This is a genomic window from Aliidiomarina taiwanensis, assembly GCF_003987015.1.
GTDB classification, from domain to species: Bacteria; Pseudomonadota; Gammaproteobacteria; order Enterobacterales; family Alteromonadaceae; genus Aliidiomarina; species Aliidiomarina taiwanensis.
In genome coordinates this window covers 716,742-729,318 of sequence record NZ_PIPQ01000001.1, presented here as the reverse complement: position 1 = coordinate 729,318, position 12,577 = coordinate 716,742, and the positions used below count along the sequence as shown (strand labels likewise).

The 12,577-nt window shown below is 49.9% G+C and carries 13 protein-coding genes; 12 read left to right on the top strand and 1 reads right to left on the bottom strand.

Translation table 11 applies throughout. The features are described 5' to 3' along the window. Positions 1-7: 7 nt before the first annotated feature. From CWE15_RS03385 to rpoS, 12 genes are all read left to right on the top strand, one after another. The gene (locus CWE15_RS03385) at positions 8-367 is read left to right on the top strand and encodes a MazG nucleotide pyrophosphohydrolase domain-containing protein (RefSeq protein ID WP_157980706.1); all 360 of its coding nucleotides are present in this window, start codon (positions 8-10) and stop codon (positions 365-367) included. A 105-nt stretch (positions 368-472) separates the two neighbouring features. Next, positions 473-2,110 (top strand): CTP synthase, encoded by a 1,638-nt coding sequence (locus tag CWE15_RS03380; RefSeq protein WP_126756624.1) that lies wholly within the window; start codon positions 473-475, stop codon positions 2,108-2,110. Between the two features lie 12 nt (positions 2,111-2,122). Then, the gene (eno, locus tag CWE15_RS03375) at positions 2,123-3,418 is read left to right on the top strand and encodes a phosphopyruvate hydratase (protein WP_126756622.1); all 1,296 of its coding nucleotides are present in this window, start codon (positions 2,123-2,125) and stop codon (positions 3,416-3,418) included. 33 nt (positions 3,419-3,451) lie between these two features. After that, complete coding sequence (locus CWE15_RS03370) at positions 3,452-4,048, top strand: hypothetical protein (RefSeq protein ID WP_126756621.1); 597 nt, start codon at positions 3,452-3,454, stop codon at positions 4,046-4,048. 67 nt (positions 4,049-4,115) lie between these two features. Then, positions 4,116-4,403 (top strand): cell division protein FtsB, encoded by a 288-nt coding sequence (ftsB, locus tag CWE15_RS03365; protein WP_126756620.1) that lies wholly within the window; start codon positions 4,116-4,118, stop codon positions 4,401-4,403. Then, positions 4,400-5,122, top strand: coding sequence for a 2-C-methyl-D-erythritol 4-phosphate cytidylyltransferase (gene ispD / locus CWE15_RS03360; RefSeq protein ID WP_126756619.1), 723 nt, complete (start codon positions 4,400-4,402; stop codon positions 5,120-5,122). The genes ftsB and ispD overlap by 4 nt, the downstream gene beginning before the upstream one ends. Further along, on the top strand, positions 5,119-5,592 hold the full coding sequence (ispF, locus tag CWE15_RS03355) for a 2-C-methyl-D-erythritol 2,4-cyclodiphosphate synthase (RefSeq protein ID WP_126756618.1): 474 nt from the start codon (positions 5,119-5,121) through the stop codon (positions 5,590-5,592). Before ispD ends, ispF begins: the two co-directional genes overlap by 4 nt. Next, positions 5,589-6,638, top strand: a complete 1,050-nt coding sequence (gene truD, locus CWE15_RS03350; protein ID WP_126756617.1) for a tRNA pseudouridine(13) synthase TruD — start codon at positions 5,589-5,591, stop codon at positions 6,636-6,638. Before ispF ends, truD begins: the two co-directional genes overlap by 4 nt. A gap of 12 nt (positions 6,639-6,650) precedes the next feature. Then, positions 6,651-7,400 carry a 5'/3'-nucleotidase SurE gene (gene surE / locus CWE15_RS03345; protein ID WP_126756616.1) on the top strand — a complete coding sequence of 250 codons (750 nt, stop codon included), beginning with the start codon at positions 6,651-6,653 and terminating at the stop codon, positions 7,398-7,400. Next, the gene (locus CWE15_RS03340) at positions 7,393-8,037 is read left to right on the top strand and encodes a protein-L-isoaspartate(D-aspartate) O-methyltransferase (protein WP_126756615.1); all 645 of its coding nucleotides are present in this window, start codon (positions 7,393-7,395) and stop codon (positions 8,035-8,037) included. The genes surE and CWE15_RS03340 overlap by 8 nt, the downstream gene beginning before the upstream one ends. A gap of 18 nt (positions 8,038-8,055) precedes the next feature. Next, positions 8,056-8,961, top strand: coding sequence for a peptidoglycan DD-metalloendopeptidase family protein (locus CWE15_RS03335; protein ID WP_126756614.1), 906 nt, complete (start codon positions 8,056-8,058; stop codon positions 8,959-8,961). A 29-nt stretch (positions 8,962-8,990) separates the two neighbouring features. Next, a complete protein-coding gene (gene rpoS, locus CWE15_RS03330) occupies positions 8,991-9,929 on the top strand; it encodes an RNA polymerase sigma factor RpoS (RefSeq protein ID WP_126756613.1) in 939 nt (312 codons plus the stop codon). 12 nt (positions 9,930-9,941) lie between these two features. Here the strand turns inward: rpoS and mutS are convergent, their stop codons facing one another. After that, positions 9,942-12,488, bottom strand: coding sequence for a DNA mismatch repair protein MutS (mutS, locus tag CWE15_RS03325; protein ID WP_126756612.1), 2,547 nt, complete (start codon positions 12,486-12,488; stop codon positions 9,942-9,944). Positions 12,489-12,577 lie beyond the last annotated feature (89 nt).

Below are 12,577 nucleotides of genomic sequence, written 5' to 3'. Positions count from 1 at the left end.
AAGCACCATGCAACAAGCCGTGGCCATACAGCAGGCAGCTTCTCAGCATGGGTTTGACTGGCAAAGCCTTGCGCCTGTTATGGACAAAATACGGGAAGAAATCGACGAGGTAAACGAAGAGCTAACCGCTGAGGTGGTGCAGCGCGAGCGTGTAACTGACGAACTGGGCGACTTGTTGTTTGCGGTACTAAACTTAGTGCGGCATGCGCAAGTAGACCCCGATGTGGCTTTACAAAGTGCCAATGAAAAGTTTAGCCGGCGCTTTCAGAAGGTCACCGAGTCGGTTGCTTCAGGCCGTGGAGCCTTCAGTGACTACAGTCTTGACGAGCTGGAATTGTTCTGGCAACAGGCCAAGCGAAAAGGTTAATTTGGCCGATTAATCGTTGTTGAAAAGGAATAGCTAGCGTATACTGTTTCCCCGTCTTGATTACTTTTCCAAATCCACATTCATCCTGATGCAGCAAGGTTATGCATGGCGACTAAATATATTTTTGTAACTGGTGGTGTTGTGTCATCACTGGGGAAAGGTATTGCGGCGGCTTCTTTAGCTTCAATTCTTGAAGCGCGTGGTATTAAAACCACTATCATGAAGCTCGACCCATACATAAACGTAGACCCAGGCACTATGAGCCCCATTCAGCACGGCGAGGTTTTTGTAACCGAAGACGGCGCTGAAACGGACCTAGACTTGGGCCATTACGAGCGCTTCATTCGTACGCGCATGACGCGCAAAAACAACTTCACCACAGGGCGAGTTTACGAAGACATTATTCGTCGCGAACGTCGTGGGGAGTTCTTAGGGGCGACCATTCAAGTTATTCCTCATATAACCAACGAAATTAAACGTCGGGTTATTGAAGGGTCCGAAGGCTACGATGTTGCGTTCATTGAAATAGGCGGCACCGTTGGCGATATTGAGTCGCAACCCTTCCTAGAAGCTATACGCCAACTAGCCACCGAAGTGGGGCGTGAACGCACCTTATTTATTCACCTAACGTTAGTTCCGTTCCTTGGTGCTGCGGGTGAAGTAAAAACGAAGCCAACCCAGCACTCTGTAAAAGAACTGCGTTCTATTGGCATTCAACCGGACATTCTTATTTGCCGCTCTGATCATATTATTCCTGCCAACGAGCGCGCTAAAATTGCTTTGTTTACCAATGTACCCGAGCGGGCTGTGGTGTCATTAAAAGATGTGGACAGCATTTATAAAATCCCATCTATTTTAAAAGCTCAAGGGGTCGACGAGCTTATTGTGGACCGCTTCCGAATAGACTGCCCAGAAGCTGACTTAAGCGAGTGGGAGCAGGTGCTTTATCGAGAGTCGAACCCAAGCGGTGAAGTGACCGTGGGCATGGTAGGGAAATATATTGAGCTGCCCGACGCCTACAAGTCAGTGAACGAAGCCCTTGGCCATGCTGGCTTACACAACCGTTTAACGGTGAATATTCGCTACATTGATGCCCAAGACCTCGAAACGAAAGGAACAGCGAAGCTGGAAGGCTTAGACGCAATTTTAGTACCTGGTGGTTTTGGTGACCGCGGCGTAGAAGGAAAAATTATTGCGGCACGCTATGCCCGAGAGCATAAAGTACCTTACTTAGGTATTTGCTTGGGTATGCAAGTGGCGCTGATTGAGTATGCACGTAACTGTGCCGGCATGAAAAACGCCAACAGCACAGAATTTGACGCCGACACACCTTACCCTGTGGTTGGCTTGATTAATGAATGGTTAGACAGTTCTGGTGCGGTTATTGAACGTTCTGCTGACGACGATTTAGGCGGTACTATGCGCCTAGGTTCGCAGTTGTGTCATGTAGAGCCTAACACTAAGCTGTATGAGGCCTATGGCTCGTCAGAAGTTCACGAACGCCACCGCCACCGTTATGAAGTAAATAATAACCTGCGTGATCAGATCGCTGAGGCCGGGTTAACCTTTAGTGCTTTGTCAGCGGACAAGTCGCTAGTTGAAGCCATTGAGCTGCCGAACCACCCTTGGTTTGTTGCGGTTCAGTTTCACCCTGAGTTCACCTCCACACCACGCGATGGTCACCCACTCTTCACTGGGTTTATTGCTGCTGCAGGTGCGTATCAAAAAGCTAATCGAGTGTAATAGGTAACAACAATGAGCCAAATTAAAAAAATAATTGGACGCGAAATCATGGACTCGCGTGGAAACCCAACGGTAGAAGCCGACGTATGGCTAGAAGACGGTAGCTTTGGCCGGGCAGCAGCACCAAGTGGTGCGTCCACGGGAAGCCGTGAAGCTTTAGAGCTTCGTGACAAAGACCAAGACAGATACTTAGGTAAAGGTGTGCTGACGGCGGTTGATCATATCAATGAGTCGATTGCGGAAGCCCTACTAGGACAAGACGCCCTTGACCAAGAGCGTATTGACGCGATTATGCTGGAGCTAGACGGCACTGAAAACAAAGAGAAGCTAGGTGCAAACGCCATTCTTGCCGTGTCATTGGCAGTAGCAAAAGCAGCTGCAGCTTCGAAAGGGGTTGAGTTGTTTGAGCATATTGCCACATTAAACGGTACGCCCAACACCTACAGCATGCCATTGCCGATGATGAATATTTTGAACGGTGGTGAGCACGCTGACAACAACGTCGACATTCAAGAGTTTATGATTCAGCCCGTAGCTGCCAAAAGCTTTGCAGAAGGCTTGCGCGTTGGTGCGGAAATTTTCCACGCGTTGAAAGCAGTATTACAAAGCCGTGGGTTAAGCACCTCGGTTGGAGACGAAGGAGGCTTTGCGCCGAACTTAGAGTCGAACGAAGCAGCCCTTGAAGTCATTGCGGAAGCGGTTACGAAAGCAGGGTACGAGCTTGGTGGTGACGTTACACTCGCGCTAGACTGTGCTGCCACTGAGTTTTACCGTGACGGTAAGTACCACTTAAGCGGTGAAGGCAAAAGCTTTACTGCAGAAGAGTTTTCCGACTACCTTGCTGGGTTGTGTGAACGTTACCCCATTGTTTCCATTGAAGACGGTTTAGATGAGAGCGACTGGGCCGGTTGGAAATACCTAACCGAGCGCTTAGGCGACAAGGTGCAGCTGGTTGGAGACGACTTATTCGTAACTAACACTAAAATATTAAAGCGTGGTATTGATGAAAGCATTGGTAACTCGATTTTAATTAAATTCAACCAAATCGGTAGTTTAAGTGAAACCTTAGCGGCTATTCGTATGGCCCACGAAGCAGGCTTTACTGCGGTTATTTCTCACCGTTCAGGTGAAACGGAAGACGCCACTATCGCTGACCTAGCCGTAGGAACTGCTGCAGGTCAAATTAAAACCGGTAGCCTATGCCGTTCTGACCGCGTAGCAAAATACAATCAGTTACTACGTATTGAACAAGCCCTTGGCACGGTTGCTTATCGCGGTTTAGCAGAAGTACGCGCCGCGGCGAAATAAGCATTTAACGCCATGCAAGGTGATATTTTTCACATGCAAGCACACAACTCGGCTCAGGCCGAGTTGTGTAATGCTATGTATGAGCGTGAACTTGCATTATTAAGCTACGCAGACGACGATGCAGCACGCATTCGCAGAAAACTGCGTAGCTTACCCTTCTATGTGAAAAAAGCAGCCTGGTGGCTTATCGAGGCTGACTCACCCCTAACCTTAGACACACAAAATGCAGGCTGGCAGGCGAAACAACGGCCAAGGCCTCCGCAACCTGACCCAACTCATTTACCCAAGTGGCTTGAACAGCATATAGCTCCTGGCTTGCCGTTACCGGTGGAGGTCACCGCAGGGGGCAAAGTGCATATTCGTCTCGACTCTGTGGATCGTGTGGACTATGCCAATAAGCGGTTTCACCTTAACCGTTGGGGCTGGTGTGCGTTTACGGGCGCTTCGTTAGCGAAGGAACCTATTCGTGTCCTCAAACCTACTGTGACTGTTATGACAGCTGCTTGTGCGGGCCATCGCTGGAATAATGCAGGGCGTTTACCGCCTGTAGCTTTGCCGCTACGTGAATTATTGCTCAGCGCCATGTTATGTTGGCCTAAGTTCACCCAAGCTCGTAGACCGGATGAATAAAAGAAAGGTTTTAATTCGGGCGCTGAACTGGTCATAATAGTAGAAGGCCACTGACAAGGAGAGGTATATGCGTTTTTTAACCCTCTGCATGCTCTGCATTTTTATACTGTTACAATACCGCATTTGGTTTGGCCAAAGTGGGGTTAGCGAGTACCGTGAATTGCGCAGTGAAATTCAGCGACAAAGCGACTCGAATGCCGCCCTAAAGCAGCGTAATCAATTGATCTATGCAGATATTCGAGATTTACGCGAAGCTCGAGATGCTGTTGAAGAGCGGGCCCGGAATGAGCTGGGTATGGTCAAAGCCGATGAAACCTTTTTTCGCTTAATTGCAAAGGACAATAATTCTTCGTGAGTGTCATAGCGATTATACCTGCCGCTGGCATAGGTCAGCGTATGGGCGCTGAGGTGCCAAAACAATACCTGACGTTACTTGGTAAAAGCATTTTAGAACAGAGTGTTTTAGCATTACTGGCAGACACGCGTGTACAACAGGTTTTTATTGCTGTGCAGCCCGACGACCCGTACTTTTCAGCACAAACAAACTTAAGCAATCACCCACAGGTTGTACGTGTACCAGGTGGGGCAAGCCGGGCTCAGTCGGTTTTACATGGCTTAGCTGCAGCTCAAGCCTTGCATGGCCCCGACACGTTAGCACTGGTGCACGACGCGGCGCGTCCCGGCCTTTCTAAAAAGCTGTTAACGGCCTTACTTGATCAAGCGCAACAGGTACCCGAACGGGGTGTTGTTGCGGCTGTACCCGCCTGGGACACTCTGAAACAAACGAACAAACATGGACAGGTACAAACGTTGGACCGTAGCCTAGTATGGCATGCCTTTACTCCACAAATATTTCCTCTGCAAGCCTTATTAGACGCTATGATGAAAGCGGAAAGAGCAGGAGTCAATGTAACCGACGAAGCGTCGGCGATGGAGTTTATGGGGGTGTCTCCCATATTGCTCGAGGCAGAACAACAATTGCGTAAAATTACCTGTCCCGACGACTTAATTATGGTGGAAGCTTTATTGAAAGCGCAGCCACAACCTACAGAAAACGGAGTTGAGCATTCATGAGAATTGGCCAAGGCTTTGATGTACATAAATTCGGTGGCGAAGGGCCGGTTCGCATTGGTGGTATTGATATACCCTACGAACAAGGCTTACTAGCCCACTCTGACGGTGACGTGCTGCTGCATGCGTTAACCGACGCTTTTCTAGGAGCCATTGGAGAAGGCGACATAGGGCAATGGTTTCCAGACAATGATCCGCAATACAAAAACGCTGACAGTGCGGTTTTATTAACCGAGGTGTATGCCCGTGTACAAGCGCTTGGTTGGCAAACCGCGAATATCGATTTGACCTTAATTTGTGAGGCTCCGAAAGTGAACCCGCATCGTGCGGCAATAAAAACACGGGTTGCTGAACTGCTGCAGTTACCGGAAGGGCAAGTGAATATAAAAGCCTCGACCACTGAAAAACTTGGTTTTACAGGCCGTAAAGAAGGTATTGCAGCCCTTGCTGTGGTGTTATTGGTGGCTGCGTGAGTGTGTCTGAAACAGCGCTGCAAGCAATCAGCAGCCAAGCCTATGCTTACGGTAAGCCGAGCATTACCGCACTTTATAAACAGCAGCCGAGCGACTTCAAAGTGAATGAAGTACTGGGTTTTGAACCAGAGCCGGACGAAAAAGGCCAACACCATTGGTTGTATATTGAAAAAACGCAACTCAATACCGAGCAAGTTGCTCGGGCATTGGCCCAGTTTGTGGGCATTCAAGCTCGACAAGTCAGCTTTTCCGGCATGAAAGATCGCCAAGCGGTGACGCAACAATGGTTTTCTGTTGAGTTACCCGCCACACAAGTAGTGCACTGGAACGAATTTGCGCTTACGGGTGCGCGCATTGTGCAGGCGGTGAAGTGCAACCGGAAATTAAGACGAGGCACCCATAAATGGAATGAATTTGAAATTCGCTTGCGTGAAGTAAGCGACATTCCGGCTTTGTTGAAGCGCATAGAAGCAATAGCTGTTGGCGTGCCTAATTACTTTGGTGAACAAAGGTTTGGCCATCATGGCAGTAACCTCGTGAAGGCAGACGGTTTGTTTTCTGGACGCCGCATAAAAGACAGAGGCTTACGTGGTATTGTATTGTCAGCGGCGCGCTCGTTTATTTTTAATCAGTATGTAAGTGCTCGTATTCAAGCGTTTGGCCACCAACCTCTGGCAGGTGATGTAATGCAATTAACGGGCAGCCATTCTTACTTTGTGGCCAACCCGATAGACGCACGTGTGATTTCCCGGTTAGCCGAGCGCGACATTGAAATTACAGGGCCTATGGTGGGGCGTGGCCGACCTGTAGCCGAAGCCGAAGCCTTAGCGTTTGAACAAGCACAAGTTACCGAGTATTCCGCTTGGGTAGAAGGGTTGGAGCGGGCTGGCCTTGAGCAAAGCCGACGTGCCATTTGGTTGCACCCAGAACAGCTGCACGTCGCTGTCGAAGACACAACGGTTGTTCTGACGTTTCGTTTGGGCACGGGAAGTTTTGCGACATCGGTACTGCGTGAAATAGCTCAGGTACGCGAATATACGGAATGAGGTAGTAACCACATGAAAATTTTATTAAGCAACGACGACGGTGTGCGTGCGCCAGGGCTTGCGGCCTTGTATCAGGCTTTAGCCGACACCGCAGACGTGACAGTCATTGCTCCGGACAGGAACTGCAGTGGTGCGAGCAACTCGCTGAGTTTAAACCACCCCTTGCGCGTTGAGCAGCTAGACAATGGTTTTTATTCCGTAAATGGAACACCGACAGACTGTGTGCATTTAGGGATAAATTCGCCCATGGGCACAACGCCTGATCTTGTAGTGTCAGGTATTAATGATGCGCCTAATATGGGTGATGACGTTATTTATTCAGGAACTGTTGCGGCAGCCACGGAAGGGCGGCATATGGGACTGCCTGCCATTGCAGTGTCTATGGGAGCTTCTGGTCATGACCATTACGACACGGCAGCGCGGGTGGTGGCCGAGCTCGTAAGTAAATTAAAGCGCAAGCCCTTAACAGCAGATATTGTGTTAAACATTAATGTACCCTATATGCCATATGAAGATTTGCAAGGCATTCGGTTAACGCGTTTGGGGCGTCGCCACAAAGCGGAAGGCATGGTGCGCGGGGTAGACCCACGGGGACAAGAAATATTTTGGTATGGCCCGGTAGGCCCCGAGCGCGACGACGGGCCCACCACAGACTTTGCAGCCATACAAGATGGTTATGTGTCTATCACGCCGCTGACGGTGGATATGACGGCAAGTAAACGTTGGCAATTAGTAGATGACTGGTTAAAAAGTAATGGTTAATCAATTTCAAGGACAGGCACGCAAACTAAAACAGTTATTGGTGAATGCTGGCATTCAACATGAGGCTGTTTTAGACATGATGGAAACAACCCCACGACACCTTTTTATGCCCGAATCGCTGGCCCATAAAGCCTATGAAAATACGGCACTACCCATTGGCGATGGCCAAACCATATCGCAGCCTTATATTGTGGCCAAAATGACAGAGCTGCTGTTGGCTGCGAACCGGCCGATGCAGCGAGTTTTAGAAATAGGCACAGGCTCTGGTTACCAAACGGCTGTTCTAGCCCCACTTGTCGAACAGGTGTTTTCAGTTGAACGTATTAGCACGTTACAGTACCAAGCCAAGCGGCGGATGAAACTGTTGGACCTGCATAATATTCAAATGAAATATGGTGACGGTTGGGAAGGCTGGCATAGTAAAGCCCCCTTTGACGGTATTTTAGTGACGGCAGCTGCAAGCCGAGTGCCCGAAGCCCTTTTGGCCCAGCTTGAGCCGGAAGGTGGGCGGCTGATTATCCCTGTCGGTGAAGAACAGCAAGAGCTGAAAATAATTGAACGTCACGGGGACACCTACCAACAAACAAGCTCAGGTGGTGTCCGTTTTGTTCCACTTGTGCAGGGTGTTCTTGCCTGATTCATAAAAAGGACCTGCATGCGGCGAATGCGAACAGGAAATAGGGTGGGGCTGATGTGTTTATCGCTGATTTTAATCAGCGGTTGCGCAGGTCGGTCCGAGCCGGCCCCGGTAGAGAGTGTCTATCGGGGCACCAGCTATTACCATTATGCGCCGAACTCTTGGTCTGAAGAAACCTACACAGTTCGCGCCGGTGACACCCTGTACTCCATTGCCTTTCGTGCCAGCATGGACATTCGCGACATTGCGCGGCTGAATAATTTGACGGAGCCCTATGCTATTTACCCTAATCAAGTGCTCCGCTTGCAGCCTGAAACCTTAACCACTCCAACAGCACAACCCGTTTCATCGGCGCCCCAAGAAACGAATGTAAATGAAGGTGTTGCTACCACCTCGCAGACAGGGTATGGTGAAAATGTAAGCAGTACATCTCAGGTTGAAACGGTTGCTGTTGCAAGCGAAACCACCCGAGCTGTCGCTCAACCACAAGCTGTTGTACGGCCGCAAATATCCCGACCGAGAAGCCCCGAGCGAGAGGTGGCAAGTGCCGATATACGTTGGCGTTGGCCAAGTAGTGGACGCATTGTAAAACGCTTTTCAACCCGTGAGCCAATGAACCATGGTATGGAATTCTCTGGTTCTAGAGGTGACCCTGTTATAGCTGCCGCTGCTGGTAAGGTGGTCTATGTGGGAACCGCCTTGCGTGGGTATGGCCGCCTCATTATTTTAAAACATAATGACGACTATATTACCGCTTATGGCCACAACGACACCGTGTTAGTGCAAGAGCAACAATGGGTCGAGTCGGGGCAGCAAATTGCAACAATGGGGAAGAGTGGTCGCGAGGATGTGCGACTGCGCTTTGAGCTTAGGCTAAGAGGAAACTCAGTTAACCCAGAGAACTACTTGCCACGCTCACGTTAGAAGCCCCGCCTGTCAGCAAGGAGTGGAAAATGACTAAAAAGCGTAATGCCCGTGGGAGTAACCAGAATAGCCCAGATCCCAATGAAGTGGAGCTTCAGGAAGCATTGGCTAAGCAAAGTGTGCCGCGCCGCAGCTTAGACGCAACACAAATGTACTTGAGTGAGATTGGCTATTCTCCTTTGCTAACCGCCGAAGAGGAAGTGTATTACTCGCGTCGTGCGTTGAAAGGAGACATGGCGTCTCGACAACGTATGATAGAAAGCAACTTGCGCTTGGTGGTTAAAATTGCCCGCCGCTATAATAACCGCGGTTTAGCTTTACTCGACCTCATTGAAGAGGGCAACTTAGGCCTTATGCGGGCTGTTGAAAAGTTCGACCCAGAACGAGGCTTTCGCTTTTCCACCTACGCCACTTGGTGGATACGACAAACCATTGAGCGGGCTATTATGAACCAAACCCGCACGATCCGACTTCCTATTCACGTAGTAAAAGAACTGAATGTCTACCTTCGTGCTGCTCGTGAACTGTCACAAAAACTCGATTACGAGCCAACCCCTGAAGACATTGCAAATAGCCTTGAACTTCCCGTTGAAAATGTAGACAAAATGCTTCGCTTAAACGAACGCATTGCGTCTGTTGACGCTCCCTTGTCGTCGGACAGCGAAAAAGATCTGCTGGATATCACTCCGGACGAGCAGTCGGGCGGTCCGGAAAGCATTTATCAAACCGACGACCTAAACGAACGATTAATTGACTGGCTGAACGTGTTAACAGAAAAGCAAAAGGAAGTGCTTGCACGCCGCTTTGGCTTGCTAGGTTATGAACCTGCAACTTTGGAAAGTGTTGGCAAAGAAATTGGGTTAACTCGGGAGCGCGTTCGCCAAATCCAAGTAGAAGCCTTGCTAAAACTACGAGATATTCTGTCTCAGCAAGGCTTAAGTATCGAGTCGATTTTCTCTGATGACTAAGACACTGGGCGCCTAACGGGGCGCCTGTGTCAATTCGTACACTAGTTCGAGTGCTTGCTTGGGTGTTAAGTCATCGGGGTTTACCTTGGCTAAACGCTGTAAGCGTGGGTCTTCCTGGGAAGGCTCGGGCTCGGCAAAGACCAATTCGTGTTGCACTTCTGTACGCTGTTTCGGCTCTGCTTGTTCAAGCCCAATCAGCTTTTTCCGTGCATTTTCTAACACATGCTGGGGCACACCGGCTAATTTTGCTACATGAATACCAAAACTGCGGCTTGCGGGGCCTTGCTTTACTTGGTGTAAAAAGGCGATGGAGTCGCCTTGTTCCACGGCATCTAAATGCAAGTTCACGGTACCACCGAGCTCGCTCGGCAAGCTGGTTAACTCAAAATAATGCGTGGCAAACAAGGTGAAGGCCCGCAGTTTTGCCAGCTCGTGAGCACTTGCCCAAGCCAGTGCTAAGCCGTCGTAGGTGGACGTTCCTCGACCAATTTCGTCCATGAGCACCAGGCTTTGTTCTGTTGCATGATGTAAAATATTGGCGGTTTCCGACATTTCCACCATAAATGTGGAGCGGCCTGAAGCTAAGTCGTCCGAGGCACCAATACGGGTGAAAATCCGATCGATAGGGCCAATGATCGCTTGCTCCGCAGGGACAAAGCAGCCTGTATGCGCAAGCAAGGTAATCAATGCGACTTGGCGCATAAAGGTGGACTTACCGCCCATATTGGGCCCCGTGATGACTTGCAAACGCTCGTTGTGGCTAAATGCCACATCATTGGCAATAAAGGGCTCTTGTTGTGCTACTTCCACAACCGGGTGGCGGCCCGCTGTGATGTGCAGAACCGGTTCCTCGGAAAATGTCGGGCGGTGATAATTCAAAGCCACGGCACGCTCGGCGAAACAACAAAGCACATCTAAGGTAGCTAACTCTTTGGCTAATTGTTGTAATTCAGCTAAAGGTGTTAACAGCTCTTGTAATAACTCCGCATACAAGCGCTTTTCCAAGGCGAGGGCTTCGCTTTGGCTTTTTAGCACCTTGTCTTCAAACACTTTTAGCTCTGGAATAATAAAGCGCTCTGCATTCTTCAGGGTTTGCCGGCGCTGGTAGTCCGCAGGCACCATGTCGGCCGAACCACGACTCACTTCAATATAGAAGCCGTGCACGCGGTTATATCCCACTTTCAATTGGGCAATGCCAGTGCGCTCACGTTCACGCTCTTCCAGGGCGGCCAATTCAGCTGCACCGCCGTCGCTTAAGGCCCGTAACTCATCTAACGTGGCATGATAGCCAGGGGCTATAACACCGCCGTCACGAATAACGACGGGGGGAGCGTCAATAATGGCTCTTTCCAGTAGAGCGTGAAGCGGCGCTGCGCAATCGGGCGTATGTAATTGTTGGTCAAGGCCAGCTTCAACAAGAAGCGAACTTATTTCAGGCAACTGGGCAAGGCCTGTGCGTAAACGCACCAAGTCTCGTGGGCGGGCACTTTGCAAGGCGACTCGGCCAAGAATGCGCTCTAAGTCTCCCACCTCTTTCAAAAGAGGAGCAATATCGAGATAGCTTTGTTGTTGAATTAAGGCGTCTACAGCATCTAAACGCTGCGAAATTTGCGAGCGACTGCGTAAAGGCTGGTGCAGCCAACGCTGCAGCAGACGGCTGCCCATAGGCGTTGCCGTACGGTCGAGCACGCTGGCTAAAGTGAACTCATAGCCTCCCGACAGGTTCTGGGTAATTTCTAAATTGCGCCGTGTGGCCCGGTCTAAGTGTATGCTGTCTTCGCTCGACTCTAATAAGAGCGATCGCAAATGCGGAAGCGAGGTACGTTGTGTGTCTTTCACATACTGCAAAATACAGCCAGCAGCGCCTAAGTGGCGATGGGCTTGAATGCCAAACCCAAGTAAGTCTTTGGTACCAAACTGGCGGCATAGGGCGGTGAAAGCACTGTCGTGGTCGAACTCCCATTCAGGGCGGCGCCGCGCACCCGAATGGCGTGCTAACATGGTGGGCAGAGTCCAGCCTTCAGGGTATAAAACTTCGGCTGGCTGAAGGCGCTCGAGCTCGCTTAATAACTGGGCTTCATTATGGATATCGTGCAAATGGAAGTCGCCGCTGGCTAGCTCTAAGCTTGCCATAGAATAGCCTTGTTTGTGCTGGTTAATGGCAAGCAGCAGGTTGCGCTCGTTTGCTTGTAGCAGGGCTTCGTCGCTAATTGTGCCTGGGGTTAAAATACGTACAACCTTACGCTCGACGGGCCCTTTGCTGGTGGCTGGGTCGCCAATTTGCTCACAAATAGCTACAGACTCGCCCAGTTTAATAAGTCGGGCTAAGTGATTTTCAACCGCATGGTAAGGTACGCCGGCCATTGGAATAGGCTCGCCTGCTGACTGCCCTCTGTGGGTCAGTGAAATGTCGAGTAGCTCCGAACCGCGCTTGGCGTCATCGAAAAAAAGTTCGTAAAAGTCACCCATGCGATAGAAAAGAATACTATCCTGATGCTCTGCTTTTATTTTTAAGTATTGCTGCATCATGGGCGTATGCGTATTGGTTTTTTTACTCATTATCTTTTAAGGTCATTATGCATCTGATGAATATTTTCCTATGATCCCGTTTTCACAAGCAAATGCCAAGTGAAGTTCACCGTTAAACG